This is a genomic window from Actinoallomurus sp. NBC_01490, assembly GCF_036227085.1.
Taxonomy (GTDB): Bacteria; Actinomycetota; Actinomycetes; order Streptosporangiales; family Streptosporangiaceae; genus Actinoallomurus; species Actinoallomurus oryzae.
This window is the reverse complement of the sequence record NZ_CP109433.1, coordinates 3,930,795-3,955,645: the sequence shown is the minus strand read 5'-3', so window position 1 is coordinate 3,955,645 and position 24,851 is coordinate 3,930,795. Positions and strand designations below refer to the sequence as shown.

Below are 24,851 nucleotides of genomic sequence, written 5' to 3'. Positions count from 1 at the left end.
ACATGTCCGATGCAGTGACCCCGACCCGCCTCGACGTCCCGGAGTCCGAGCTGGCCGACCTGCGGGACCGGCTGGCCCGTACGCGTTGGCCCGAGAGCGAGACCGTCGAGGACTGGTCTCAGGGCGTCCCCCTGGACTACCTGCGGCGCCTGTGCCGCTACTGGGCCGAGGAGTACGACTGGCGGGCCACCGAGAGGCGGCTGAACGCCCTGCCGCAGTTCCGCACCACGATCGACGGGCTCGGCATCCACTTCCTGCACGTGCGTTCGCCGCACGAGAGCGCGCTGCCACTCGTCCTCACCCACGGCTGGCCGGGGTCGATCGTGGAGTTCCTCAAGGTGATCGGTCCGCTGACCGACCCGACGGCCCACGGCGGCCGGGCGAGCGACGCGTTCCACGTGGTGTGCCCCTCGCTGCCCGGCTACGGCTTCAGCGACAAGCCGGCCGGACCGGGCTGGGGCGTGGAGCGGATCGCCGCCGCCTGGGTCGAGCTGATGGCGCGGCTGGGCTATGACCGGTACGGCGCGCAGGGCGGCGACTGGGGCACGACGATCACCACGATCATCGGCCGGGAGGACCCGGCGCACGTGGCCGGCATCCATCTCACGCCGCCCCTGGCCGCGCCGGATCCGGCCACGTTCGGCGACCTCACCGACGCCGAGCGCGCCGCTCTCGGCGCACTGGAGCAGGCCCAGGCGTGGGAGGACGGGTACTCGCTGGAGCAGTCCACCCGGCCGCAGACCATCGGGTACGGCCTGGTGGACTCCCCCGCGCTGCTGTGCGCCTGGATCATCGAGAAGTTCCGTTCCTGGACCGACTGTGACGGCCATCCGGAGAACGCCCTCACCCGGGACGAACTCCTCGACAACCTGATGTTCTACTGGCTGCCCGGGAGCGGTGCGTCCGCCGCCCGGCTGTACTGGGAGAGCTTCAAACAGGTGCAGCGGCTCTTCGCCGACGCGACGACAGATCAGGTCGGCGTCCCGGCCGGATGCTCGATCTTTCCCCAGGAGAACCCCCGTCCCTCCCGGCGGTGGGCGGAGAAGCGCTTCACCGACATCCGGCACTGGAACGAGCTGGACCGGGGCGGTCATTTCGCCGCCTTCGAGCAGCCCGAACTGTTCGTGGAGGAGGTCCGCGCCTTCTTCCGCCTGGTCCGCTGACGACGATCGAGCCGGGAGAAGTGTCAACAAATCCTTGACGTGAGGCCGATGTCAATGAATTCTTGACGACATGACTCGTGACGCCTCCCGCTTCCCCGGGCTACTGATCATGTCCGTCCTGCTGCCGCTGCTGGGGATCCTGCTCGCGATGCAGGCCGTGTTCGACAGCCTCGCGCTGTGGATCCTCTTCGCCGTTGTCGCGTTCGCGATCTTCGTCGTGGGCGTGGTGACAGCGGCCGCCAGGACGCGCGACACCGCCGTGCCCACCGCCGACGCCGCCCGCCTGGACGAGCTGGAGCCGCTTCCCCCGGTCGAGGACGGGGAGGGGAACCCGCAGTGAGCCGCCTCACCGACGACCAGGCGAACGCCATCCGCGAGGCCGCCGCCGAAGCCGTGCTGGCCGCCTCCGAGCAGGGCCGCGAGGGGCTCGAGGACGACCCGGACGCCCACCTGCTCATGGTCGCCGCGTCCACCGTCGCCGCGGAGGAGACCAGCCGGCTGCTGCGCCAGTCGATCACCGGCGCCCGCACCGCGGGGCACAGCTGGGAGGCCCTCGGACGGCTCCTGGGCATCAGCCGCCAGGCCGCCCAGCAGCGCTTCGGCCTCCCGGCCACCGAGCGCACGGACTCCGCCCCGGGCGACGGCCCCGCCCGCAGGGTGCTCAAGCCGCTGCACGCCTTCAACGAGATGGAGGCGCTGGAGAAGGAGGGCCGGCGCGGCTGGCACGTCGTCGACTACGGCTACCTCTTCCACCTCGTCGAGGCCTCACCCCGCAAGTGGGAGCACCGGCGGCTGTGGTGGCCGTCGCGCCGCCGCCGGCGCCTCATGGAGGAGGAAGGGTGGCAGCTCATCGTCCCGTCCGACTTCGACTCGCCCTGGGCCTACTACAAACGCCGCCTGAACGAACCCGCCGAACAGTGAGAACTCAGGAGGCGGCGGCCAGGTCCGCACCGCTCTCGCGGGTCAGCTCGCGCGCCCGGCGGGCGTCCGGGGAGTAACGCCAGGCCTCCGGGACGACCTGCGTGCCCCGGTACAGGGCCTTCAGCCAGGTCGTCGCCCACAGGTCCTCGAGCGGCGTGGCCGGCAGGCCGTACATGCGGCGGGCCCAGCGCGGCAGGGTCGCCACGACGAGCGTCGCGATGCCCGGGGCGGCCAGCTTGAGCGGTAGCCACTGGCGGGGCACGGTCGGGTTGAACAGCCGCCGCAGCCCCTCCTTCGCCTCCCGGCAGGCATAGATCTTCGGCCGCATCTCCGCGTAGTAGTCGCGCATCTCGGCGACCGACGCGGGGATGTCGGCCGGGTCCAGGCCGACGACCGCGCCGGACCGGCGCTGTTCGTCCACGAACATGTCGGCGTCCGCCCGCGACAGCGGCACGCCGGCGCGCAGCGCCACGTCGAGGTAGGAGTCGACCTCTCCCATGTGCACCCACAGGAGGTTCTCCGGCGCGTCGACCGGGAACACCTCGCCGGTGTCCATGTTGAGGCCGCTCAGCCGTGAGTGCAGGTTGCGCACCCGGCGGCCGACCCGCTCGACCTCGGCGTGCGTGCCGTACGTGCGGACGCGGACGAACTCGATCGTGCGGCCGAGGCGAGCCCAGGCGGCGTGCGGGTCCATGAGCTCGGAGTTCTGCGCGGTGCCCCACATGGACGGCGGGTGCAGCGCCTGCAGGATGAGGGCGCGGAAGCCGCCGATCATCTGTACGGGCTCGGCCATCACGCGCCAGGTCACGGAGCCGGGACCGAACAGGCCGTAGTCCTCGCTCACCGCTCACCGTCCTCGAGGGGCAGACGCCGACGAAACATTGATAAGTACTGACTTATTACCCTCTCATGGCAGGCGTCACACCCCGACCGGCCCCAGAGGATCAGCTCACCCGGTCGTCTGCTCCCGCACCCAGGACAGGTATTCGGCACTGCCCGCCACGACCGGAGTCGCGATGATCTCGGGCGTGTCGTACGAGTGCTGTTCGGTGATCTGAGCGGCCAGGTCCGCGAAGCAGTCGGTGGTGGTCTTGAACAGCACCATCCATTCTTCGGCGGACTCGATCTCCCCCTCCCACCAGTACGTGCTGGCGATCGGGCCGACCAGCTGGGCGCAGGCCGCGAGACGCCCGGTGACCGCCGCCCTGGCGAGCTCGGCGGCCTCCTTGCGCGAATCGGTGGTCGTCGTCACCTGGACGTACGCCTCGGCCATACAGCGACTCCCTTCCCCGCTGATCGTAGCTCCGTGGCCAGGTCCGATCCCGCGGCGGGAGATCGCACGCGACGGCCTCTCTCCCGGCCGCCGGGCGGCCCCGGGGTCAGCGGGCGGGGACGGCGACCAGCGCGCTGCCGCCGTGGCGGCGGACCTTCTCGGCCACCGCCTCCACCTTGCCGCCACCGAGGAACTCCAGGGCCGCGGCCGAGCCGATCACGCCCGCCGGCGGGCCGGGGAACAGCACGAAGTCCTGCCCCTTGGCCTTCAGCGCCGCGCCGTACTTGTCGATGAACGCCTGCTCGGCGGCGGTCTGGGCGGTGTTGCGCTGGGTGGCGCGCGGCGCCTCGACCGCCTCCGGGAGCGTCATGCCGAGGTCGATGCGGTTCATCAGGATCTGCAGCACCGTCGTGATGATCGTCGAACCGCCCGGCGAGCCGACGGCCAGCAGCGGGCGGCCGTTCTTCAGCACGATCGTCGGCGCCATGCTGCTGCGCGGCCGCTTGCCGGCGGCGGGCAGGTTCGGGTCGGTGTAACCGGCGGGAGTGGAGGAGGTGAAGTCGAAGTCGGTCATCTCGTTGTTCAGCAGGAACCCGCGGTGCGGCACGGTGAGCCCGCTGCCGCCGAACTGCTCGATCGTCAGCGTGTACGAGACGACGTTGCCCCACTTGTCCGTGGCGACCAGATGCGTGGTCTGCGGACCCTCGTACGGCAGCCGCTGGCCGGAGCCCGACGGGGTCGTGCAGCCCTCCCCGTTCAGGTCACCGGGGGCGACCGGCGGCGTCAGCGCCTGGCCGGGCTTGATCAGGCAGGCGCGCGAGCGGGCGAACCGGTCCGACAGCAGCGTCTTGAGCGGGACGTTCTCGTACGCGGGGTCGCCGACGTACGCGCCGCGGTCGGCGTAGGCGAGCTTGGACGCCTCGAGGTAGACCTGCAGCGCGTCGACCGGGTCGGTGGGCGTGAACTGCTTCATGATGTTCAGCGCCTCGCCCACGGTCGAACCGCCCGAGGAGGAGGGCGCCATGCCGTAGACGTCCAGCCCGCGGTAGTCGACGTGCGTGGGGTCGCGCCGGACGACCTTGTAGCGCGCCAGGTCGGAGGTCTGCACCACGCCGGGCCGTACGTTCCGTGTGGCGTTCGGGTCCACGGGCGGATGCTGGACCGTGTTCGCGATCTCCTTGCCCAGCTCGCCGCCGTAGAACCAGCCGAGCCCCTTCTTGGCGATCTGCTCGTACGTCGCGGCGAGGTCCGGGTTGCGGAACGTCGAGCCGACCGCGGGCGGTTCACCGCCGGGCAGGAACAGCTCGCGCGTCGGCACGATGGCCTTGAACCGGTCTTCATTGACCGTGGTCTGGTCGACGAACTCCTGGTCGACCGTGAAGCCGTTCTTCGCCACCTTGATCGCGGGCTGGAGCAGGTCGCCCAGGCGGCGGGAGCCGAAGCGGCGCAGCGCGGAGTCCCAGGTGGCGAGCGTGCCCGGCGTGCCCACGGACAGCCCGCTCGTGACGGCCTCGTCGAACGACAGCGGCTTGCCGGTCTTCGGGTCGATGAAGAAGTCCTTGGTCATCTTCGCCGGGCCGGTCTCCCGGCCGTCGAAGGTGTAGACCTTGCGCGTGCGGGCGTCGTAGTAGGTGAAGTAGCCGCCTCCGCCGATGGCCGAGACGTACGGCTCGGTGACGCCCAGCGTGGCCGCGGTGGCCACGGCGGCGTCGACGGCGTTGCCGCCGTGCCGGAGCACCTCGATGCCGCTCCTGCTGGCGTCCAGGTCGACGCTGGAGACCGCTCCCCCGTACCCGACCGCGACCGCCTGTTTCTGGTCCTTCGGCGCGTGGGCGGCGGGCTGCCGCGCCTGGGCGGGCACCACCAGCGTCGCCAGTGCGGCGGTGGCGAGTGCGATGACGGCGGCGGGTCGGCGCATTGCGTCTCCTGATCGTCCGGCGCTTCACGAGGAACGCGCCCCCCACTGTGCCATTCCGGGGGCCGGAGATCTACAAGATCGCCCGCTAGCCCTCGCCACGGTCCGGAACAGGCCAAGACCCGCACCCCACCACAAACCGCCGCGAAAACGGACTCGACAAGCGATCTACCCGTGACGTACGTTGTTCTCAGATAGAGACTTACTCAGAGTGAGAAGGACTCATGAGTGAAGAGGAGTTCCTCGCGGCGTACGACCCGCGGGCCTACGACCCCGTCGCGGTCGCCATCGACGTGGTGGCGCTGACCATCCGCGACGGCGCGCTGCACGTGCTGCTCGTCCGGCGCGGCGTGCCGCCGCAGGAGGGCCGGTGGGCGCTGCCCGGCGGATTCGTCCGGAGCGGCGCGCACGCCGAAGGCCTCGACGCGGCCGCCGCGCGCGAGCTCGCCGAGGAGACCGGCGTCCACGCGGACGCCCTGGACCGGGTCCACCTGGAGCAGCTCGCGGCCTACGGCGCGCCGGAGCGCGACCCGCGCATGCGCGTCGTCTCCATCGCCTACCTGGCCTTCGCCCCCGAGATGCCCGAGCCCCGGGCGGGCAGTGACGCCGCCGACGCGGCGTGGACGCCCGTGCCGTCCCTCGGGCTGACGGGACACGGCTCACAGCGGCCCGGCACGACCCGGCGGCTGGCCTTCGACCACGCGGCCATCCTCACCGACGGGCTCGAGCGGGCCCGCTCGAAGCTGGAGTACACCGCGCTCGCGACCACCTTCTGCGCACCGGAGTTCACCATCCCGGAGCTGCGGGCCGTCTACGAGACCGTCTGGGGCGAGGAGCTGCACGCCGGCAACTTCCACCGCAAGGTCCTGTCGGTGCCCGGGTTCGTCGAGAGCACGGGCGCGACCTCCGATCGCGGTGGCCGCCGCGGCGGCCCGCGCGCCCGGCTCTACCGCGCCGGCGACGCCCGCCTGCTCCACCCCGCCCTGTTGCGGCCCTCGCGCGAGGAGGAGATCCGATGATCCGGGCCGAGGCCGTGCGCCTCATCGAGACCGCGCGGACGCCCGCCGACCTCTTCGGCGCCGACGGCCCCCGCGCGTACCGGCGGCTGGTCCGGCTCGTCCACCCGGACGCCGGCGGCCCGCGTGCGGCCTTCGACCGGCTGACCGCGCTGTGGCGCGCGTACGGGCCGGTGACGGTCCGCACGCGCCGCGCCACCTACACGCTGGGGGCCGATCCGGTCCGCGGCGACCTGGCCAACCTGTACGACGCGGGCGACGCGATGGTCAAGATCCCGCGCGGCCCGGGCGTGAACGACCTGCTCGAACGCGAGGCCGTCGCGCTGCGGCAGCTGCCCGAGGACGGCGACGGGCGGTTCCTGCCGTACGTCCCGCGCCTGCTGGAGAGCTTCCGGCACCGCGACGAGGCGACGGGTACCGAACGCCGCGTCAACGCCATCGCCCGCCTGGACGGCTTCCACCCGCTCACCGACGTACGCGCCGCCCACCCCGGCGGCGTGGACCCTCGCGACGTCGCGTGGATGTGGCGGCGGCTGCTGGTCGGGCTCGGCTTCGCACACCGGGCCGGCGTGCTGCACGGCGCGGTGCTGCCCGAGCACGTGCTGATCCACCCCGAGGAGCACGGCCTCGTGCTGGTCGACTGGTGCTACGCGGTGCCCGGCTGTCACCCGGACCGCAGCGGGCGGGTGCCGGCCATGGTCCCCCGCCGGGCCGGCTGGTATCCGCCGGAGGTCCCCGCGCGCGAGACGGCCTGCCAGGGCACCGACATCTTCATGGCCACCCGCTGCATGACGTACCTCATGGCCGATCGCGCGCCCAGGGCGCTGCGGGCGTTCGCGCGCGGCTGCCTCCTCCCGGCGCCGCACCGCCGGCCGCAGGACGCCTGGCGGCTGCTCACCGAGCTCGACGAACTGCTCGAACGGCTGTACGGCCCGCGCCGTTTCCGGCCGTTCCACCTGCCTGCCACCACCTCGACGAAAGGAACCTGAACCAATGGGAAGCGGAAACTGGTCCACCGACGTCTTCAACGCCAATGCCCACTACCGGGCGGCCAACGGCATCAGCGCGTTCGCCTACAGCGACAGTGGCGCGCGCACCGTGCACGAGGACCTCGACCCGTACGGCGTGACCGTGCGCGAGAGCCGCGACAGCGACGAGCACCCCGAGTCGCTCGCGCTGGCCGTGCTGTTCGACGTCACCGGGTCGATGCTGACCGTGCCGCGCACCCTGCAGTCGAAGCTGCCGGACCTGCTCGGCCTGCTGATGCGCAAGGGGTACGTCGAGCACCCGCAGATCCTGTTCGGCGCCGTGGGCGACGCGACCTGCGACCGGGCGCCCCTGCAGGTCGGCCAGTTCGAGTCCGACAACCGGATGGAGGACGACCTCGGCAAGATCCTGCTCGAGGGCGGTGGCGGCGGTCAGATGACCGAGTCGTACGAGCTGGCCATGTACTTCATGGCGCGGCACACGGCCATGGACTGCCTGGAGAAGCGGGGACGGCGCGGTTACCTGTTCCTCATCGGCGACGAGCTGGCCTACCCGAAGGTGAAGGCCCGGGAGATCGGACGCGTCATCGGCGGCGAGCCGGGCGAGGACGTCCCGCTGGCGTCGATCATCGCCGAGCTGAAGCGCAGGTTCGAGGTGTACTTCATCATCCCCGAGGGCGCGAGCCACTCCCGCGACGGCCGCCTGCTCGACTTCTGGCGCGGCCACCTCGGCCAGAACGTCATCCGCCTGGACGACCTCGACGCCGTCTGCGAGACGATCGCGCTGACCGTCGGCCTCGCCGAGGACGCGGTCGACCTGGACGAGGGCCTGGACCACCTGCGCGAGTTCGGCTCCAGCGCCGGCGACTCGGTCTCCCGCGCCCTCGCCCCGCTGAGCGCCGGCCGCGGCGCGGTCGCGGTCGCGCCCGCCCCGACCGGCCTCGACCCGGCCGACACCGACGTCACGCGCCTGTGAGCGAGCGAGCCACCCGCCCGGTCCCTCCTCCGGCGAAGGGGGATTCCGGGGCCGAACACGTGATCGTCGTCGATCTGGGGTACGGGGACGCGGGCAAGGGCACGGTCGTCGACTGGCTCTGCGCCCGCGGCCCGTACGCCGCGGTGGTGCGGTTCAACGGCGGCGCGCAGGCGGCGCACAACGTCGTGACCCCCGACGGGCGGCACCACACGTTCGCTCAGTTCGGCTCGGGGACGTTCACGCCGGGCGTGGTGACGCACCTGTCCCGGTTCATGCTGGTGGACCCGCTCGCGCTGGCGGCGGAGTCCGCTCACCTGGCGGCCGTCGGCGCCGGCGACGCGCTGGAGCGGCTGACCGTCGACCGCGACGCGCTGCTCACCACGCCGTACCACCGCGCGGCGAACCGGGCGCGGGACACCGCGCTGCGGCACGGCTCGTGCGGCATGGGCATCGGCGAGACCGCGTCGTACGCCCTGGCCGGTGAAGAGGCCCCTCGCGTGGGCGACTGCCACTCCCCCGCGCGGCTGCGCCGCCGGCTGCGCCTCCTGCGCGACCACCTCTTCGACGAGCTCGGGCCGCTCGACGTGCCGGCGGTCGAGGACTGCGTCGCCGCGTTCACCGCCTTCGCGTCCCGGGTGCGGATCACCGGGGAGGAATTCCTGCCGGGGCTGCTGCGCCGCGGCCCCGTCGTGTTCGAGGGCGCGCAGGGCGTGCTGCTGGACGAGCGCTTCGGCTTCCACCCGTACACCACGTGGTCGACGACGACGTTCGCGAACGCCGAGACACTGCTCGACGAGGCGGGTCCCTCCGCGCGCGGCGGGGGCGTACGGCGGGTGGGCGTGCTGCGGGCGTACCAGACGCGGCACGGGCCGGGCCCGTTCGTGACCGAGGACCCGAGGCTCGACCGGCCCGAGCCGCACAACCGGCACGGCCGGTGGCAGGGGGCGTTCCGGACGGGGCACCTCGACGCCGTGGCGCTGAGGTACGCGCTCGCGGTGTCCGGTGGCGCGGACGCCCTGGCCGTCACGCACCTCGACGCGCCCGCCCCGCTCATCTGCGGTGCCTACGACATCGCCGACCGGATCGCCCCGGCCGCGGACCTGGCCGGCCAGGCGCTGCTCACCGAGCGGCTCCTGACCGCGCGTCCTCACTACGAACCGCTGGGCGACGATCCGGCCGGTGCGATCGAGGACGCCCTCGGCGTTCCGGTCTGGATCCGATCCTACGGTCCGACGGCGTGGGACAAGGCCGATCCGACCAGCGGAGACGCCGCGGCACGACGGGTTCAGGCGGTCGTCTGACGCGTCGGTTCGGTCGGCGCATCGCCCTCCGTCCGCGATCATTGACCCATGACGATGACCGCCGTCACCGCCCCTGTCCGACGTGACCGTCAAGCGCGGCTGGCGGTGGCCGTGACCTTCGGTCTGCACGGTGTGGCGGCGGGCAGCTGGGCCGGCCGCGTTCCCTGGGTCAAGGAGGCGCGGCACCTGTCATCCGCCGGGCTCGGCGTGGCGCTGATGGGGGCCGCCGTCGGCGGGCTGGTCGCCGCGCCGGTCGCCGCCTGGCTGATCGCGCGGTTCGGCAGCCGGGGCATGACGCGGATCGGTGGCATCACGATGGCGGTGAGCGTTTCGCTCATCGCGTTCGCGCCCTCGCTGCCCACGATCTTCGCGGCGCTCGTGCTGTTCGGCGCGACCAGCGGCGTGCTCGACGTCGCGATGAACGCCAACGGGGTCGTCGTCCAGGAGAGGTACGGGCGTTCGATCATGTCCGGGCTGCACGGCATCTGGAGCATCGGCGGCCTGACCGGCTCCGGACTCGCCGGCCTGGCCGCCCGTGCCGACATGGGCGCCCCGACGCACCTGCTCATCGTCGGCATCGTGCTGGGCGTGGTGAGCCTCGTGTCGGGGTTCTGGCTCATCCCGGCGCCGCGGGCGGCCGCCGGGAAGGTCTTCGCGATCCCCGACCGCGGGCTGCTCCTGCTCGGCGCGGTCATCTTCTGCGGACTGTTCGCCGAGGCCGCCGCCGCGGACTGGAGCGCCGTGTACCTCCACACCGCCGCGAACGCCCCACAGGACGTCGCCGCCTGGGGATACGCCGCGTTCTCGCTGGCCATGGCCGGCACTCGGCTGCTGGGCGACCGGCTCGTCGAACGGGTCGGGTCGGCCCGGCTCGTCCGCGCGGCGGCGCTCACCGGTGCCGGCGGACTTGCACTCGGCCTCCTGGTGCCGATGACAGCGGTGGTCATCGTCGCGTTCGCCATCCTCGGGATCGGCATGGCCACGGTGGTTCCGCTGACGTTCAGCGCCGCGGGCGGCACACCGGGCCACGACCCGGGCACGGCGGTCGCGGCCGTCGCCACGGTCGGGTACGCCGGCTGGCTGCTGGCCCCGCCCATCATCGGCTTCGTCGCGCAGGGCACGTCCCTGACGGTCGCGCTGACGCTCGTCACCGCGATGACCGCGCTCATCGCCGTACCCGCGGGCGCACTGCGAGCGGCCCGCGACTGACGCGCGCGCGACCATCCCACACGAGCGGCGAGCCGACGAGCGAGCGGAGCGGCCGGTGAGGGACGAGCCGTCCGCGTAGCGAGGGAGGAGGCGAGCGCGACCATCCCACACGAGCGCTCGGGCGTGTCGGCCCCGTTGGGGGGTCAGGAGTGCGACGGGCGGGTATCTGCCAGGGAGAACATCACTGGTCGCCGGCGGCGGATCACGGACACGCCGGGCCGGCGGTGCCGATCCCGCTTCGGGAGGCGCCGGCCGGGGTGCGCATACGGCCAGGCACCCGACAAAACCCAAGGAGTGGGCAGATATGACTGTCGTGACCGAGCGAAGCGAGGGAACCGAAAGCACAGCCCCCGTGGTCACTCTCTCCGACGAAGGAGGGCTCATGACCGCGCAGCCGACCGTCCTGGAGACTCTGGTCCCGGCCGCCCTTTTCGACCGGCTCGCCGCGCGCGTCGAGCGCGACGCGAAGGTCGACCGGGAACGCGCCGAGCGCATCATGCGGCAGGCCCTGGCCTTCCTCGTCGCCTGCGCCCGCAACCCGGAGACTCCGCTCGCACCGTCGAAGGCGGTCGACCACGGCTGGCACGCCTTCATCCTGCACACGCGGGAGTACGCCGACTTCTGCGACCGCGTCGCGGGGCACTTCATCCACCACGCGCCCGAGGACGCGCGCGGCGAGCGCGTCGACGCCGCCGCGCGGAACGCCGCGACCACCGAGGTCATGCGGCGGTCCGGCGTGCCGGTGGACGATGAGCTGTGGGACGTGGATCGGGCCGCCTGCTCGGCCAACTGCGAACGCTGCTGCTCCGGCGGCCACTAGAAGTCAAACGTCTCGGCCGTCCGCATCGAGGAAAGGGGTGAGAAGGCCGGGCAGCGCCTCATCCGCGAGACGGAGCGCCTCGCCGAGCGGGACGTCCTGCACGTCGATCCGCTGGCGGCCGGCCGCGGTCGTGGCGACGAGCGTCGCCAGGCCTGCCCGGCGCTGGAAGAAGGACCGCCGCAGGTTCCAGCCGATGATGCCCTCGCACGCGAGCGCACTCCGGCGCCGTACGAGCGAGCCCCGGCGGCTGACCAGGGTCGCCTCGATGAGGGCGTGACCCAGCGATCGCGCGCGGTCCCACGCGAGGAACGCGGCGACCGGCGGCAGCACCAGCGACAGACGCCAGACCCACGCCGGCAGCCCGGCCGCCCACGACAGGACGAGGCAGGTCGCGACGGCGAGCGCGGCCAGGCCGACGGCACGCGTGTGGCGGCGGCGCGTCGCTCGGGGTCCGTGCGCGGTGAGCGGCGCTGTCACCGGCGCGGTACGGCCGAGGACGAGCGCCCCGACGCGTTCGGCCTCGGCGCGCGGCGCCGGAGGCAGCAGGAGCGACCCGCCGCGTTCGGCTCCGCGGCCGACGCGCAGGCCGGTGGTGATGGCCAGGCAGCGGGCGCCGCGAACGGCGCGGAGCAGCAGCGGCTCGCTGATCTCGACGCCGTGCAGCCGCCGCTCCTCGATCGTGATCGAGCGGGTGGTGATGAGCCCGCGGCTGACGTGGACCGTGCCCAGGGCGTTGCGCGTGAGCCGGAACCCGTAGAACGCCAGGACGTAGCCGAGCGTCGAGGCGACCGCGACGGCGACGACGAGCACGGCCACCAGCACCGCGATCTCGGCCGGCAGCCCGGCGTTCTCCCAGCGGTCCAGCAGCTCGCTCACCGGCCCCAGCCGCCCGGGGTCGAGGTGCGCCTCGTTCACGGCACGCCCGAAGACACCGGCGATCACCCCGACGGTGACCAGGCCGGTCAGCGTGAACGGCCCGTACCGTACCCACGCCGCGGGCACGCTCGCCAGCAGCGCCTCGTGCGGGGCCGCCGTCTCCTCTCGCGCCGTGTCCTCTCGCGTCGCGTCCTCCCGCGCCGTCTCGCGCCGCGCCGGTGCGCGGTGGAGGAGTTCGGCGCGCAGGCGCGTGGCCTCGGCGACGTGCAGCGCGTCGAGCTTGACCGCCTCGTCCTTGCGGTCCGTACGGCCGGTGCCGACCTCCACCTTGGCCAGCCCGAGCGAGCGGTGCAGGAGATTGGCCGTGACGTCGACCGTACGGATCCGGTCGCGGGGGACGGTCAGCAGCTGCCGCCGGAACAGGCCCCTGCGCACCTGGACCTGCTCGGCCGAGATCCGGTAGGTCGTGGTGAACCAGCGCAGCATGCCCGCCGCGACCACGGCGATGGTCCCGGTCAGGCTCCACCACGAGCCCTGGCCGCCCGCGGTGCCCGCGAAGACCAGGCCGACCAGCACCGGCCAGGCGCGCAGCAGCTCCTGGATCGGGTGGATCACCAGCATCCGCCCGGACAGCCGCCGCCACCCGTCCGTCTCGCTCATGTCGCGTCGCTCCGGTCGGCGCCGGTGCCCTCGGTGAGCTCGTCGACGAGCCGCTGCGCGGTGTCGCGGTCAAGGCCGTGGATCTTCAGCGGGCCGGCCGCCGACGCCGTGGTCACCGTGACGTTGGCGAGCCTGAAGAGCTGCTCGAGCGGTCCGCGCTCGCTGTCGACGGTCTGGATGCGCGAGACCGGCGCGATGCGCCGCTCCTGGTTGAACCAGCCGGACTGGGTGTAGACCGCCTCGGGGGTCGACTCCCACCGGTGCACGCGGTAACGCCACTGCGGCATGACGGTCACGTGCGCCGCGGCCACGACCGCCGTCAGGACGAGCCCGGCGACGTGCGCGCCGAGACGCGCCGTGTCCTCGGCCAGCCAGACGATCTCGGCGGCGAGCAGCACCAGCCAGCCGGCCGCGGCGCGGACCGCCCAGTAGGCAAGGGCCCGCCGGCTCACCCGGTGCCGTGGTGGCCGGAGGCTCACCTCCGATGACTCCATGTCGTCGATCCTGACAGAGCATGCCGTCTCGCTGAACAGCGGCACGTCCCTGATTAGACCATTACAAATGTCACGAGTCGCCGTCGAACGCGCCGAAGATCACGGCACGCTTCTCTCCGGGGAACAAGACGTGCATGATGGCGATCACCTGCGGAGACATCACCGCGGCGGGCCAGGCCCTGGACGACCTGGAACAGGATGACCCGGAACAGGATGAGCAGCCCTGCGCCGGGTCCGAGCCCGCGGGAGTGAACGATGCGTGACGGGGCGGATGCCAGGCACACGCTGGGGCGCCGGCTCAGCTTCGCGGCCAAGGCCACGCGAGGCCATCTCGAACAGCGGCTGGCCGCCGCCGGGTCGAGCTTCGCCGTGTGGACGGCGCTGTTCGCGCTGAAGGCCCGGGGCCCGGTGATCCAGCGGGAGCTGGCCGGGATGCTGAACGTCGAGGGCCCCACTCTGACCCGTCGCCTCGCCCGGATGGAGGCCGAGGGGCTGATCGAGCGGCGCCGTACGAACGCGGACCGCCGGGCGGCCGTCGTCCGGCTGACCGAGTCGGGGGAGGCGATGTACTCCCGGCTGTCGGACATCGTGAGCGCGGGCCGCGACGTCGTGTTCAGGGGCTTCTCCCCGCGGGAGATCGAGGAGTTCGTGGGTTATCTCGACCGCCTGATCGAGAACATCGAGTCGGCGAGCCCGTCGCGCCGCCAGGCGCCCACCCGCCGCTGAGCACGGCACGTCGGGCCCGCGACGTCGGTTGGCGATTTACATTCTCTGCATTTACCTATTTGCGATTTATCAGGTAGCCGGTTGACAACGAAAGTCATAGTTAGTTAACAGATATGATATAACGGCGATCAAAACCTTCTCTCGTGCTTTCGCGGAGGCCCCCCGGGATGAGCAGCACGATCTCATACGGCGACGCCGTGAACGACGCGCTCGACCGGCTGCGGGGCGTGGGATTCGAGTTCGGGCCCGGTTTCGTCAACCACGCTCCGATGGTCGCCGAAACCCTGGCCACCGTCGGCTGCCGCGACCTCGTCGCCACCTGGGTCGAGCGGAACAAACGGCTTCGCGCCTACCTCGACCCGCCGGCGGGCGGCACTCCCCTGTCCGGCGACGACCCCGGCGAATGGCGGCCCGCGCTCGGCGACTTCCGGCGCGTGCTCGACTGGGTCGACATGTTCGACGCCCGGCTCTCCCGCAGGCCGTGGCCGGAGGTCGTGCTCGAGTGGTGGCCACGCCTGCTGCCCGGCATGTACGGCATGCTCACCCACGGCTTCATCCGCACCGCGCACGCCGTCCGCAGCCTCGCCGCCACCGACGAGCCCGGTCCACTGCAGCTGCGCGAGCTCGCGCACGGGCTGGGCTACTGGGCGGCGCGCCACACGCGGGTCCCGGCGGCCTCGGAGAAGAGCCTGCGGCTCCTGCCGGCCGCGCGTGAGGACATCGGCCTGTCGCTGAGCGCACTGACCGTCACCACCGCCGGGCTGTACGCCGAGCATGCCCCACGCCCCGCCGTCCCGCTCGTGCACTCGGTGACCGCGCCGGCGGCCCTCCGGCTGTTCCTCCCGCTGCTCCCGGCCGATCTCCACCGGCCCGCGTACGACACGCTGCGCCAGGCCGCCGCGGCCATGTGGGACACCTTCCCGAACGAAGGCGGCGACGCCCCGGCGTCGGCCCCCGGCTACGAGCCGCCCTCGACCGAGCGCCTCCTCGTCGACGCCGTCGACTTCGGCGACGAGCACACGATCAAGCTGGCCGAGGCGTGCAAGCGGGAGTACGCCCTGCTGCCCGACCCCCGCTACCGCGCCGCCGCCGACATGCTGCTGCACCGGATGAAGACCGACGGACTCTGAACCCCCCGTCCGCGGACGGGACACGCGGCGTATCTCGCCGGGGCGATTCGCCCGGGTCCTCACCTCCTGGGGTAATCAGCGGAGCCATGGCGAAATGGTTTTCCCGCCAGGGCTGTTCACCGGTGGTAATCAATGGCAGACTCTGCCCGCGTTGTGGTGATCGGAGGTGGCGTCTTGGCGGTCGCGGCCCAGTCGGCGAACCGTCCCACCGTCCGCCGCCGGATCGTGGGCGCACAGCTGCGCCGGCTGCGCGAGTCCTGCGGACTCGACCGGCGTCGGGCGGCCGACTGCATCGGGGTCGGCGAGTCGAGGCTGAGCCGGGTCGAGACCGGCCGTGCCGGTCTCGACGAGGACGACGTCAAGCGGCTCCTGGAGCTGTACGGCATCGACCGTCAGGAAGAGCGCGACGCCCTGCTGGCCCTGGCCCAGGAGGCGAACCGGCCCGGGTGGCTCCAGGCCTTCAGCGGCGCGATGCCCGCCTGGTTCCGGCCGTACGTCGACCTGGAGGAGGCCGCGCAGGTCATCCGCACGTACGAGGTGCAGTTCGTCCCCGGTCTGCTGCAGACCGAGGACTACGCTCGCGCCGTCATCTCCCAGGGCCGGTCGATGTTGTCGGCCGAGGAGGTCGACCGCAGGGTCGAGCTGCGCCTGCGGCGCCAGCGCATCCTGACCGCCTCGAACCCCACACGCCTGTGGGCCGTCATCGACGAGGCGGCCCTGTGGCGTCCGATCGGCGGCCCGGAGGTGACGCGCGCCCAGCTGCGGGCGCTCCTGGACGCCGCGCGGCTCCAGCACATCACGGTGCAGGTCATGCCGTTCCACGTCGGTGGGCACGCCGGTGAGGCCGGGGCGTTCAGCATCCTGCGCTTCCCCGAGCCCGAGCTGCACGACATCGCGTACGTGGAGCAGCTCACCGGTGCGATGTACCTCGAACGCGACGACGACATGGACAGCTACGGCGCCACGATGGAACGCCTGTGCGTGCAGAGCGCGTCGCCGCAGGAGTCGATGGACCTGATCAGCAAGATCATCCGAGAGATCTGAGCCGGATCCTCGCGCGCTCCTTCGCGATCAGCCCGGCCCCAGGGTGACTCAGGTCTCCTTGAGGATGCGGTTCAGCGTGTCGCGGATCGCGGTGGCCGGCTCGGCGTCGATGCAGAGCCGCTCCATGACCGCCAGGTAGTGGTCGACGTCCTCGCGCTTGTCGAGGTAGAGGGCGCTGGTGAGCTGTTCGAGGTAGACCACGTCGGGCAGGTCGCGCTCGGCGAACCGCAGGATGCTGAACGGCCCTCCCGCCGCCGCGTGCCCGCCCAGCTCGAAGGGGACGACCTGCAGTGTGACGTTCGGCGACTCGGTCATCTCCAGCAGGTGCCGCAGCTGCTTGCGCATGACCTGAGCGCCGCCGAGCGGGCGCCGCAGCACGGCCTCGTCGACGACCGCCCACAGGTGCGGGGGCTCTTCGGCCTCCAGCAGCGACTGCCGCCGCATCCGCAGGCCGACGCGGCGCTCCACCTCGTGGCCGGGCGCGTCCGGGTGGCCCAGCAGCGTGACGGCGCGCGCGTAGTCCTCGGTCTGCAGCAGGCCGGGGACGAACTGCACCTCGTACGCACGGATGCGGGACGCGGCCTCCTCCAGGCCGATGTAGACCTCGAACCAGGCCGGGAGGATGTCGGAGTAGCTGTGCCACCAGCCGGGCTCGTTCGCCTGGTCGGCCAGCGCGAGCATCGCCTGGCGCTCTTCCGGGCCGGTCACCCCGTACAGCGTGAGCAGGTCGGCGACGTCGCGGCGCCGGAACCGTACGCGGCCGAGCTCCATGCGGCTGATCTTCGAGTGCGAGGCACGGATCGCCTCCCCCGCCTCCTCGCAGGTGATCTGCCGCTGGTCGCGCAACCGGCGCAGCTGGGAACCCAGCACGATCCGCAGCACGGTGGGACCACCACGGTGATGACCGAACATGTTGGTGACGGCCGCATCGCCGCCGGGCTGGGACCCGATCATGTGCTTTCCCCTATGGACACTGGAATCGGCCTAGTGTCCCACTCACCGTTACCGATGCAACCCCCAAGGTAGCGTCGCTGCGTCAGCAGGATGTAGAACGTTCAACGAGGGACGGCGCCGTGCGGCCGACGCGCCCACGGGCCGGCCGTTCCGGCGCCGACGGCCCGCGAGCCGAGCGCCGCACCTCACACACATGGCGAAGCCGCAAGCGATCCGCATTTCGGCACTTTGCAGTCAGTTGACCGGTCAGTCCGAAATTTTCCACCACTGGCCGAATCCGGCCATTGGAACGCGCCACAACGCGCGTTCACCTGTCGCGCGCACGTATGCCCGCATCCTGCCATCAGCCCGCCGCGCGTGACACCTGAACTGCCATTTCGTCTTCTCCGGGATCGGCGTGGCTCCCGTCGATCACGGAGAGCTGTTGTTCAATTACAGCAGGTGCTCGGCGGGATTGAGGGGCTGTTTTCGGACTCAACTCCCGCCCGAGAACAGATCGCAATCAAGGAGAAGGATCATGCCTCGTAGCCCGCAAGTCTCCCGCCTGGTCAGGGCCCTGCCGCCGGTCTGCGCCGCCGCACTGTCCATCGCCGCCGCCGCGCCGGCCGCACAGGCCCGCACCGCGCCGGCTCCGGCGCCGGCCCTCGTCAACGGTGGATTCGAGGCACCGGCCATCCCGGCCAACGCCTTCATCCGGTACGGCACCGGAAGCACGATCGGCCCGTGGCGCGTCACCCAGGGGAACGTCGACCTGACGGGCGCCAACTTCTGGCAGGCCGCCGACGGCCGCCAGTCGCTGGACCTGGAGGGCAGCGAGTCGGGAACGGTCGAGCAGCGCCTCGCGACCCGCGTCGGGGGCTGCTACACCGTGACCTTCGCACTCGCCGGGAACCCGGACGGCGGCCCGACGGTCAAGCGCGGCTACGCCCGGGTGGTCCAGCACACGCTCGCGCACCCCACCGTCCAGAAGAACTTCATCTTCAACACGGCGGGCAAGTCGCGGACCAACATGGGCTACGTCGCGGAGCGGTTCCGGTTCCGCGCCTTCGCGTCGAACTCGACGCTCACCTTCGCCAGCACGACGGGCGGCGGTTACGGCCCGGTCATCGACGCGGTGAGCGTCGTGCAGTCCAACCCGGCCGACTGCCGTCTCGTCCGCCCGTAACGAACCGCCGGCACACAGGCCCTTGTCCACCGCACCGGTGGACAAGGGCCTACCGCTTTCCCACGGCGGGTGTCCCGAGCCGGGCGACCGGGCGAACTCGAAGGTTCCGGGGATCGCGGGAGTCGTACTTCTCGCCCTATGACGACGCCGACCTCCTCACCCTGGCCGAGATCGATGACGCGGCCTGGCCACCGGTCGTCGGCTCCCCCGAGATGATCAGCTGGGCAGGCCCGGCCGCCGACCTGCTGAACCTGAGCGCCGACGGGACCCGCAACCCGACCGCGATCTGGGCCACGGTCGCCACACCCCCCCGCCCGCCCTCCCGGCGTGACTTCGTACCGCCGGACCTGCCCCCGACCCACATCGCCATCGCCACCCGAGAAGACGATGACCGGCCATCCGTAGCGGCCTACCGCCACGCCGCCCACCACCGCCCAACAACTGCACCAACACCGACCTGAGACTTCGTCCCCTTAATACGGCAGCCGCATTTCGTGAGCTACTCCGACCCCGGCGCCGACTGGTGGTGGCAGGCATGCCGCATTGCACGTACAGCTGGAACTTCTCCTACACCTCGGGCCTGGAAGATCCGCTACTTCGACGGCCAGTCGATCCACACCCTCTGACCCTGGGGCGTGTCGATGCCGCCGCCCGGGATGACATTCGTACGCGAGGACGACCGCCTGAGCGCGGCCCCACAGGCCGACCTTGGCGAAGACCCGCGCCACGTGAGTCTTCACCGCGCCCCCGCTGACCTATATACCGGGCCCAGAGCCCCCCAGAGGGGAGGCCGCATGGGGCCCGGGGTGTGGGGGGCGAAGCCCCCGCATGGGGGCGTGGGGGCGAAGCCCCCACATCGGGGGTTCCAGGGGGTCGCCCCCCTGGGCGAAATGAACGCGACGCCAGACGGCCCGCAAGGGCAAGCGTCACCCAAGTCGCGTGGGGCGGGTGGGACTCGAACCCACGACCCAAGGATTATGAGTCCTCTGCTCTGACCGGCTGAGCTACCGCCCCGAACGTAGGTGTATCAAGCCCCCCTACCTTGCCCGGCGGGTCATGCCCGGCGCAACTCGGACACACCGGCCCCGCCCACGGTACGCCGAACGGCCGGACGTGGACGCATCCCGCACGAAGATCGCGTGACGGCGGTCACATTCGCCGCCGATCACCTTGTCCGTTTTGTCCGCCATCACCGCGACCACCAGTGCATTCAAGTCACACAAGTCCACCCCACCACCAAAACGAGCGAGCAAATGCACGTGCATTTGGGTGTGCATTAGTTCTTGCATCCCTCTCGCGGACGGAGGAAGATAACCGATCTAGCCACTCGGTCCCGCCCCGAGTCCGTCTGGAGGCCCGCCAGATGCCCGTGTACAGCACAGCGTGCAGTTCCGGCATGGACGGCCGCCCCGCAATGAGGCGTCCGCATGCGGTACCGCGCGGAAGACCGCATGTGCTGCCTCCCCTCACGGTCTTCGAGCCCGGCACGGACGGGGCCGACGGAGCGGTCTGCGCGCTGCGGCCGACGAGCACCTCCTCCCGCCAGGCGCGCGAGTTCGCCACCACCACCCTGCAGGGATGGGGGCTGGACGATCTCGTCGACGACGCCACCGTGATCATCTCCGAGCTCGTCACCAACGCCGTACGGCACGGTGTCCCCCCGTACGCCGCGGCGGCCGGAGACGCGCCGATCAAGCTCAGCCTCGTACGCCAGGGCGCGTTCGTCGTGGTCATCGTGTCCGACCCGAGCGAGGACGACCCCAAGCAGCGCCCGGCCGACGACGTCTGTGAGAACGGCCGCGGCCTGCACGTGATCGAGGCGCTCAGCCGCGCTTGGGGATGGACGCCGCTGCCGGGGACGGGCAAGGCGGTGTGGGCCGCCCTGTCGGTCCACTGACGAGCGACCGATTTCAGCCAGTCGTAAAGCCGTTCTGCGGAGTTACCATACGTCGGTCATGAAGAGGCAATGGTTCGGCGCGACACGTGACATCCTTGGCGGTGTAATCCGCCGCTTACGGTCGTTCGGACTCCGGTAAGCCGCGAAGCACCGCCACATGAGGATTCGTTATGAGAGGGCGCGCCAGCGGACCGGCCGACCCGCCGCCGACCAGGACAGGTAGCCACGCGACTCCTCCTCTGGTCGGACGCCGCGACGTCGTCGACCGATTCACCCGGCTCCTCGACGCCATCGGTGACGGCACGTCCCGGCTGATCGGCCTGGCCGGCGAACCCGGGGCGGGAAAGACGCGTCTGCTCGCCGAGCTTGCCGAAATGGCCGAAGCACGGGGAATGCTTCCCATCTGGGGGCGAGCCGCCGAGTTCGAGCAGGAAATGCCGTTCGGCGCCATCGTGGACGCGCTCGACGACCGTCTGGAAACTCTGGCGAAAGAACTGCCCGGCCGTCTCGGTGAGAAGGCCGCGTCGCTGCTCGCGGCCGTTTTCCCCGCCCTGTCGGCGAACCCGCCGGCCGATCCCGGCGATCCGGAGACGTCCGACACCCTGTTCGGCCGCTACGGCGTCTACCGCGCCGTACGCCGGCTGCTGGAAGAGCTGGTCCCGGACAAGGGTCTCGTCCTGATCCTCGATGACCTGCACTGGGCCGACGACGCGTCGGTCGAGCTGCTCGACCATGTCGTACGCCATCCACCGCGCGGCCGGGTGCTCATCGCGGTGGCCTACCGCCCGGCGCAGGCCTCCGCCCGGCTGGCCGCCCTGATGGAGGCGGCGCCGCGCATCACGGTGGGCCCGCTCAACGAGGCCGAGGTGGAGGAGTTCCTCGGCCCCAAGGTGAACCGCACCCGGCGGCGTGACCTGTACGAGGCCAGCGGCGGCAACCCCTTCTACCTGGAGGCGCTGTCCCGCATGGACGGCGAGCCGGTGGAGGGCGGCGGAGGGCCGGCCGAGCTCCCGCCGCGCATCCGCGCCGCCCTGCGGCTGGAGCTGAGCGGGCTGCCGGCCGAGGCCCTGCTGGTGGCCCAGGCCGCCGCCGTCGCGGCGGACGAGTTCGAGCCCGCGCTGGCCGCGGTCGCCGCCGAGCTGCCCGAGAAGGCGACGCTGGAGGCGATCAGCGAGCTGGTCGCCCGCGACGTCGTACGGCCCGCCTCCCCCGGCCGGTTCCGGTTCCGCCATCCGCTCGTGCGCCACGCGGCGTACGGCTCGGCCGCCGCGGGCCGGCAGCTCGCCGCGCACGCGCGGATCGCCGCGCACCTGGCCGAGGTCGGCGCGCCCGCCACGGCGCGCGCCCACCATGTCGAGCGCTCAGGCCGGTTCGGTGACCGCGACGCCATCGGCACGCTCGTCGCGGCGGCCCGTACGGTCGTGGCCCAGGCGCCGGCCACCGCGGCGCACTGGCTCGGCGCGGCACTGGCCCTCATGCCCGAGGAATCGACCGACCGCGTCGAGCTGCTGCTGGAGCTGGCCCGGCTGCAGGCGGTCAGCGGCCGCCTGGTCGAGGGCCGCGACACCGCACGCGAGGTGCTGCGGCTGCTGCCGCCGGACGACTACACGCGGCGGGCGCAGGCGGCGCGGTTCGGCGCGCTGATGGAACGCCAGCTGGACCGGCCGCACGAGGCCCGCGCGCTGCTGCTGGACGAGCTGCGCCGCATCCCCGGCCCGCAGTCGGCCGCCGCGCTTCCGCTGCGCATCCGTCTGATCGCCGAGAGCCTGATGCGCAGCGACTTCCGCGCCGCCCAGGCCGTACTGGACCTGATGCCGGAGCACTCCCCCGACTGGGATCCCGGCATCGTGCTGGCCGTCGCCGCGCTGCGCCCGCTGCCCGCGTACGCCGCGGGCCGGATGGCCGACGCCGTCCGCTACGTCGAGGCCGCCGACCGGCTCCTGGCCACCGCCTCCGACGAGCACCTCGCCGAATGGCCGGACGCGATCGCCTGGCTGTGCTGGACCGAGACCTTCCTCGGCCGGCACGTCGCCGCCCACGGTCACTTCGACCGCGCCATCGCGGTCGCCCGTGCCACCGGCCAGAGCTTCATCATGAGCAACCTGCTCGCCGGCCGTGCCCGCTCCGACGTCATGCTGGGCCGCCTGCGGGAGGCCGCGTCCGCCGCGGAAGACGCCGCGGAGGCCGCCCGGCTGCTGGGCTCGGGCCAGCAGCTCGGGTTCGCGCTCACCCAGCAGTGCCTGGCCCGCAGCTGGGCGGGCGACCACGAGGAGGCCCTGCGGCTCGGCGCGGAGGCGGTCGACACCGGCGGCGGTGGCGAGTGGTGGGGTGCGCTGGCCCGCTACGCGCGTGCGATCGCGCTGGTCAACCACGGCGACCTGGAAGCCGGCGAACCCGCCCTGCTCGAGGCGTGCGACGACTTCAAGGCGCCCCGGCTCGACCTGGGCACGCTCATCTTCTGCTGTGAGACCCTCGCCCGCGTCGCGACGTCGCGCGGACGCTCCCGCGAGGCCGAACGCTGGGCCGACCGCGCCGAGCAGCGCGCACGCGCCGACGCCGAGACCACCATCGGCGCCGCCCGGCTGGCCCGCGCGCACGCCCTGGCCGAGGCCAACCCGATGGGCGCCGCCGAGCACGCGCTGCAGGCGGCGGAGGTGTTCACCGCGGCCGAGCTGCGCATCGACGCGGGCCGGGCGAGCATGCGCGCCGGCACCGCGTACGCCGCCGCGGGCCAGCGCGGGCACGCGGTCGAGCACCTCGGCGTGGCCGCCACGATCTTCAAGGACTGCGGGGCCCGCGCCCTGCACGCCCGCACCGTCCGCGAGCAGCGCCGTCTCGGCGTTCGCGTCAACGCCCGTTCGGAGGGCCGCGGCGCCGGTCCGTACGGCCTGACCCGGCGTGAGATGGAAGTGGCCATGCTCATCGTCGAGGGCAACACCAACCAGCAGATCGCCGCCCGGCTGTTCGTGAGCCCGCGGACCGTCGAGACCCACATCTCCCACATCTTCGCCAAGCTCGGCGTGTCCTCCCGCGTCGCCATCGTCAACGTGTTGAACCGCAACCCGTAGTCGCGACGTCGAAGAAAGTCAGGGATTACCACGATGCCCCGCGGGCCCGTGGGGCGCGATCGTTCTCAGGGAGCACACGGAGGGTCACAACCATGCATCGCCGCGTCGCGCGATACACCCTGGAGGGCGTCAAGGACGCCACGGTGTCCGTGCATCCGTTCACGACCGAGGACGGCCTCGGTCTCGAGCTCAGGCGGTTCCGTCGGGCCGACTGCGATGACGTCGTGCTGATCCTGCACGGCCTCACCTCGTCCAGCGACATGTTCATCATGCCCGAGCACCGCAACCTCGTGAGCTTCCTCCTCGACGCCGGCTTCACCGACGTGTGGACCTCCGACTTCCGGATGAGCAACCGCTTCCCGTACGACACCGAGACCCACCGCTACACCCTCGACGACATCGCCCACTGGGACCACCCCGCCGCCCTACGCGAGTTGCGCGAGCACGTCGGCGACCGCCGCGTGCACGTCATCGCGCACTGCCTCGGCTCGGTGGCGTTCTCGATGAGCCTGTTCGGCGGGGTGGTCGAGGGCATCTCGAGCTTCGTCAGCAACAGCGTCGCGCTGACGCCGCGCGTGCCGGCCTGGTCGAGGGTGAAGCTCACGGCCGGTCCGCCGCTGCTCGAATACCTCGTCGGCGCCTCCTTCCTCGACCCGCGCTTCGGCGACGCGCCGCCGCTCACCCGCGGCTGGATGATCTCGCGGGCGGTGTCCCTGTTCCACCGCGAGTGCGACGTGCGCGCCTGCCACATGGAGAGCTTCATGTGGGGCAGCGGACGCCCCGCGATGTACGTCCACGACAACCTCGACCCGGTGACCCACGAGCGCATCGCCGACCTCCTCGGCCCTTCCGGGGTGCACTACTTCCGGCACGTGCGCAAGATGGTCGCCGCCGGCCACGTCGTACGCTACGACCCTTCGGACCCGCGCCACGCCGGCCTGCCCACCGACTACCTCGAACGGGCGGGCGAGGTCACGACGCCGTCCCTGTTCCTGACCGGCGACCGCAACCACGTCTTCCCCGGGGCCAACATCGCCTGCTACGAGACCCTCGACCGGCTCGCGCCGGGCCGCCACGAGCTGGCGATCCTCCCGGGATACGGCCACTTCGACCCCTTCACCGGAAAGCACGTCCACCAGGACGTCTTCCCGAAGATCGTCGACTTCGTGAAGCGGAGCGCCGCATGAACACGCGAACCAGAGCACGCGGCCTTCCCGGATCCCCGATGAGCGAGCGAGCCGAAGACCACGGCGCCCC

The 24,851-nt window shown here is 72.0% G+C and carries 24 protein-coding genes and 1 tRNA gene; 18 read left to right on the top strand and 7 right to left on the bottom strand.

Features of this window, described 5'->3' with window-relative positions:
• Positions 1 to 2: 2 nt before the first annotated feature.
• The 3 genes from OG417_RS18980 (at position 3) to OG417_RS18970 (ending at position 2,084) form a co-directional block, all read left to right on the top strand.
• Positions 3 to 1,163, top strand: coding sequence for an epoxide hydrolase family protein (locus OG417_RS18980; protein WP_329257525.1), 1,161 nt, complete (start codon positions 3 to 5; stop codon positions 1,161 to 1,163).
• A gap of 70 nt (positions 1,164 to 1,233) precedes the next feature.
• Positions 1,234 to 1,503 carry a hypothetical protein gene (locus tag OG417_RS18975; protein WP_329257522.1) on the top strand — a complete coding sequence of 90 codons (270 nt, stop codon included), beginning with the start codon at positions 1,234 to 1,236 and terminating at the stop codon, positions 1,501 to 1,503.
• Positions 1,500 to 2,084: a hypothetical protein gene (locus OG417_RS18970; RefSeq protein ID WP_329257520.1), complete on the top strand. Its 585-nt coding sequence runs from the start codon at positions 1,500 to 1,502 to the stop codon at positions 2,082 to 2,084. The genes OG417_RS18975 and OG417_RS18970 overlap by 4 nt, the downstream gene beginning before the upstream one ends.
• Before the next feature lie 4 nt (positions 2,085 to 2,088).
• Here OG417_RS18970 and OG417_RS18965 read toward each other — a convergent pair whose 3' ends face one another.
• From OG417_RS18965 to ggt, 3 genes are all read right to left on the bottom strand, one after another.
• Complete coding sequence (locus tag OG417_RS18965; protein ID WP_329257517.1) at positions 2,089 to 2,928, bottom strand: oxygenase MpaB family protein; 840 nt, start codon at positions 2,926 to 2,928, stop codon at positions 2,089 to 2,091.
• 105 nt (positions 2,929 to 3,033) lie between these two features.
• Positions 3,034 to 3,357 (bottom strand): divalent-cation tolerance protein CutA, encoded by a 324-nt coding sequence (gene cutA / locus OG417_RS18960; RefSeq protein ID WP_329257515.1) that lies wholly within the window; start codon positions 3,355 to 3,357, stop codon positions 3,034 to 3,036.
• Between the two features lie 106 nt (positions 3,358 to 3,463).
• Positions 3,464 to 5,275 carry a gamma-glutamyltransferase gene (ggt, locus tag OG417_RS18955; protein WP_329257514.1) on the bottom strand — a complete coding sequence of 604 codons (1,812 nt, stop codon included), beginning with the start codon at positions 5,273 to 5,275 and terminating at the stop codon, positions 3,464 to 3,466.
• A gap of 221 nt (positions 5,276 to 5,496) precedes the next feature.
• Between ggt and OG417_RS18950 the strand changes: the two genes are divergently transcribed.
• The 6 genes from OG417_RS18950 (at position 5,497) to OG417_RS18925 (ending at position 11,580) form a co-directional block, all read left to right on the top strand.
• Complete coding sequence (locus OG417_RS18950; RefSeq protein ID WP_329257511.1) at positions 5,497 to 6,291, top strand: NUDIX hydrolase; 795 nt, start codon at positions 5,497 to 5,499, stop codon at positions 6,289 to 6,291.
• Complete coding sequence (locus OG417_RS18945; protein WP_329257508.1) at positions 6,288 to 7,277, top strand: molecular chaperone DnaJ; 990 nt, start codon at positions 6,288 to 6,290, stop codon at positions 7,275 to 7,277. Before OG417_RS18950 ends, OG417_RS18945 begins: the two co-directional genes overlap by 4 nt.
• A gap of 4 nt (positions 7,278 to 7,281) precedes the next feature.
• Complete coding sequence (locus OG417_RS18940; protein WP_329257504.1) at positions 7,282 to 8,250, top strand: hypothetical protein; 969 nt, start codon at positions 7,282 to 7,284, stop codon at positions 8,248 to 8,250.
• A 59-nt stretch (positions 8,251 to 8,309) separates the two neighbouring features.
• Positions 8,310 to 9,551 carry an adenylosuccinate synthetase gene (locus tag OG417_RS18935; protein ID WP_329257503.1) on the top strand — a complete coding sequence of 414 codons (1,242 nt, stop codon included), beginning with the start codon at positions 8,310 to 8,312 and terminating at the stop codon, positions 9,549 to 9,551.
• A gap of 48 nt (positions 9,552 to 9,599) precedes the next feature.
• On the top strand, positions 9,600 to 10,760 hold the full coding sequence (locus OG417_RS18930; RefSeq protein ID WP_329257501.1) for an MFS transporter: 1,161 nt from the start codon (positions 9,600 to 9,602) through the stop codon (positions 10,758 to 10,760).
• A 382-nt stretch (positions 10,761 to 11,142) separates the two neighbouring features.
• Entirely contained in the window at positions 11,143 to 11,580 is a 438-nt protein-coding gene (locus OG417_RS18925) for a glycine-rich domain-containing protein (RefSeq protein ID WP_329257499.1), read from the top strand.
• A 3-nt stretch (positions 11,581 to 11,583) separates the two neighbouring features.
• On the opposite strand, the gene OG417_RS18920 is transcribed toward OG417_RS18925, so the two are convergent.
• Entirely contained in the window at positions 11,584 to 13,116 is a 1,533-nt protein-coding gene (locus tag OG417_RS18920) for a PH domain-containing protein (protein WP_329257496.1), read from the bottom strand.
• On the bottom strand, positions 13,113 to 13,610 hold the full coding sequence (locus OG417_RS18915; RefSeq protein ID WP_329257493.1) for a PH domain-containing protein: 498 nt from the start codon (positions 13,608 to 13,610) through the stop codon (positions 13,113 to 13,115). Before OG417_RS18915 ends, OG417_RS18920 begins: the two co-directional genes overlap by 4 nt.
• Positions 13,611 to 13,744: 134 nt before the next feature.
• Between OG417_RS18915 and OG417_RS18910 the strand changes: the two genes are divergently transcribed.
• From OG417_RS18910 to OG417_RS18895, 4 genes are all read left to right on the top strand, one after another.
• Positions 13,745 to 13,873, top strand: coding sequence for a hypothetical protein (locus OG417_RS18910; protein ID WP_329257490.1), 129 nt, complete (start codon positions 13,745 to 13,747; stop codon positions 13,871 to 13,873).
• Positions 13,866 to 14,336: a MarR family winged helix-turn-helix transcriptional regulator gene (locus OG417_RS18905; protein WP_329257487.1), complete on the top strand. Its 471-nt coding sequence runs from the start codon at positions 13,866 to 13,868 to the stop codon at positions 14,334 to 14,336. The genes OG417_RS18910 and OG417_RS18905 overlap by 8 nt, the downstream gene beginning before the upstream one ends.
• A 167-nt stretch (positions 14,337 to 14,503) precedes the next feature.
• Positions 14,504 to 15,466 carry a hypothetical protein gene (locus tag OG417_RS18900; RefSeq protein ID WP_329257484.1) on the top strand — a complete coding sequence of 321 codons (963 nt, stop codon included), beginning with the start codon at positions 14,504 to 14,506 and terminating at the stop codon, positions 15,464 to 15,466.
• 174 nt (positions 15,467 to 15,640) lie between these two features.
• On the top strand, positions 15,641 to 16,510 hold the full coding sequence (locus tag OG417_RS18895; protein ID WP_329257482.1) for a helix-turn-helix domain-containing protein: 870 nt from the start codon (positions 15,641 to 15,643) through the stop codon (positions 16,508 to 16,510).
• 48 nt (positions 16,511 to 16,558) lie between these two features.
• On the opposite strand, the gene OG417_RS18890 is transcribed toward OG417_RS18895, so the two are convergent.
• The gene (locus OG417_RS18890; protein WP_442875701.1) at positions 16,559 to 17,464 is read right to left on the bottom strand and encodes a helix-turn-helix domain-containing protein; all 906 of its coding nucleotides are present in this window, start codon (positions 17,462 to 17,464) and stop codon (positions 16,559 to 16,561) included.
• 517 nt (positions 17,465 to 17,981) lie between these two features.
• Here OG417_RS18890 and OG417_RS18885 point away from each other — a divergent pair.
• Together OG417_RS18885 and OG417_RS18880 are read left to right on the top strand one after the other, a co-directional pair.
• Positions 17,982 to 18,629 (top strand): choice-of-anchor C family protein, encoded by a 648-nt coding sequence (locus OG417_RS18885; RefSeq protein WP_329257480.1) that lies wholly within the window; start codon positions 17,982 to 17,984, stop codon positions 18,627 to 18,629.
• Between the two features lie 212 nt (positions 18,630 to 18,841).
• Complete coding sequence (locus OG417_RS18880; protein ID WP_329257478.1) at positions 18,842 to 19,090, top strand: hypothetical protein; 249 nt, start codon at positions 18,842 to 18,844, stop codon at positions 19,088 to 19,090.
• 479 nt (positions 19,091 to 19,569) lie between these two features.
• Here OG417_RS18880 and OG417_RS18875 read toward each other — a convergent pair.
• A tRNA-Ile gene (locus tag OG417_RS18875) sits at positions 19,570 to 19,643 on the bottom strand.
• A 439-nt stretch (positions 19,644 to 20,082) separates the two neighbouring features.
• On the opposite strand from OG417_RS18875, the gene OG417_RS18870 reads away from it, so the two are divergent.
• From OG417_RS18870 to OG417_RS18860, 3 genes are all read left to right on the top strand, one after another.
• A complete protein-coding gene (locus OG417_RS18870; RefSeq protein WP_329257476.1) occupies positions 20,083 to 20,526 on the top strand; it encodes an ATP-binding protein in 444 nt (147 codons plus the stop codon).
• Positions 20,527 to 20,696: 170 nt separating this feature from the next.
• Positions 20,697 to 23,594, top strand: a complete 2,898-nt coding sequence (locus OG417_RS18865; RefSeq protein ID WP_329257474.1) for a helix-turn-helix transcriptional regulator — start codon at positions 20,697 to 20,699, stop codon at positions 23,592 to 23,594.
• Between the two features lie 92 nt (positions 23,595 to 23,686).
• Positions 23,687 to 24,781, top strand: a complete 1,095-nt coding sequence (locus OG417_RS18860) for an alpha/beta hydrolase (RefSeq protein ID WP_329257471.1) — start codon at positions 23,687 to 23,689, stop codon at positions 24,779 to 24,781.
• Positions 24,782 to 24,851: the final 70 nt, after the last annotated feature.

Coding starts and splice junctions, on each gene's coding strand:
- cutA (WP_329257515.1), bottom strand. CDS start 3,357: ATGGCCGAGGCGTACGTCCAGGTGACGACGACCACCGATTCGCGCAAG.
- OG417_RS18925 (WP_329257499.1), top strand. CDS start 11,143: ATGACCGCGCAGCCGACCGTCCTGGAGACTCTGGTCCCGGCCGCCCTT.
- OG417_RS18860 (WP_329257471.1), top strand. CDS start 23,687: ATGCATCGCCGCGTCGCGCGATACACCCTGGAGGGCGTCAAGGACGCC.
- OG417_RS18975 (WP_329257522.1), top strand. CDS start 1,234: ATGACTCGTGACGCCTCCCGCTTCCCCGGGCTACTGATCATGTCCGTC.
- OG417_RS18980 (WP_329257525.1), top strand. CDS start 3: ATGTCCGATGCAGTGACCCCGACCCGCCTCGACGTCCCGGAGTCCGAG.
- OG417_RS18945 (WP_329257508.1), top strand. CDS start 6,288: ATGATCCGGGCCGAGGCCGTGCGCCTCATCGAGACCGCGCGGACGCCC.
- OG417_RS18940 (WP_329257504.1), top strand. CDS start 7,282: ATGGGAAGCGGAAACTGGTCCACCGACGTCTTCAACGCCAATGCCCAC.
- OG417_RS18910 (WP_329257490.1), top strand. CDS start 13,745: ATGATGGCGATCACCTGCGGAGACATCACCGCGGCGGGCCAGGCCCTG.
- OG417_RS18905 (WP_329257487.1), top strand. CDS start 13,866: ATGCGTGACGGGGCGGATGCCAGGCACACGCTGGGGCGCCGGCTCAGC.
- OG417_RS18900 (WP_329257484.1), top strand. CDS start 14,504: ATGAGCAGCACGATCTCATACGGCGACGCCGTGAACGACGCGCTCGAC.
- OG417_RS18880 (WP_329257478.1), top strand. CDS start 18,842: ATGATCAGCTGGGCAGGCCCGGCCGCCGACCTGCTGAACCTGAGCGCC.
- OG417_RS18890 (WP_442875701.1), bottom strand. CDS start 17,464: ATGATCGGGTCCCAGCCCGGCGGCGATGCGGCCGTCACCAACATGTTC.
- OG417_RS18885 (WP_329257480.1), top strand. CDS start 17,982: ATGCCTCGTAGCCCGCAAGTCTCCCGCCTGGTCAGGGCCCTGCCGCCG.
- OG417_RS18915 (WP_329257493.1), bottom strand. CDS start 13,610: ATGGAGTCATCGGAGGTGAGCCTCCGGCCACCACGGCACCGGGTGAGC.
- OG417_RS18865 (WP_329257474.1), top strand. CDS start 20,697: ATGAGAGGGCGCGCCAGCGGACCGGCCGACCCGCCGCCGACCAGGACA.
- OG417_RS18950 (WP_329257511.1), top strand. CDS start 5,497: ATGAGTGAAGAGGAGTTCCTCGCGGCGTACGACCCGCGGGCCTACGAC.
- ggt (WP_329257514.1), bottom strand. CDS start 5,275: ATGCGCCGACCCGCCGCCGTCATCGCACTCGCCACCGCCGCACTGGCG.
- OG417_RS18930 (WP_329257501.1), top strand. CDS start 9,600: ATGACGATGACCGCCGTCACCGCCCCTGTCCGACGTGACCGTCAAGCG.
- OG417_RS18920 (WP_329257496.1), bottom strand. CDS start 13,116: ATGAGCGAGACGGACGGGTGGCGGCGGCTGTCCGGGCGGATGCTGGTG.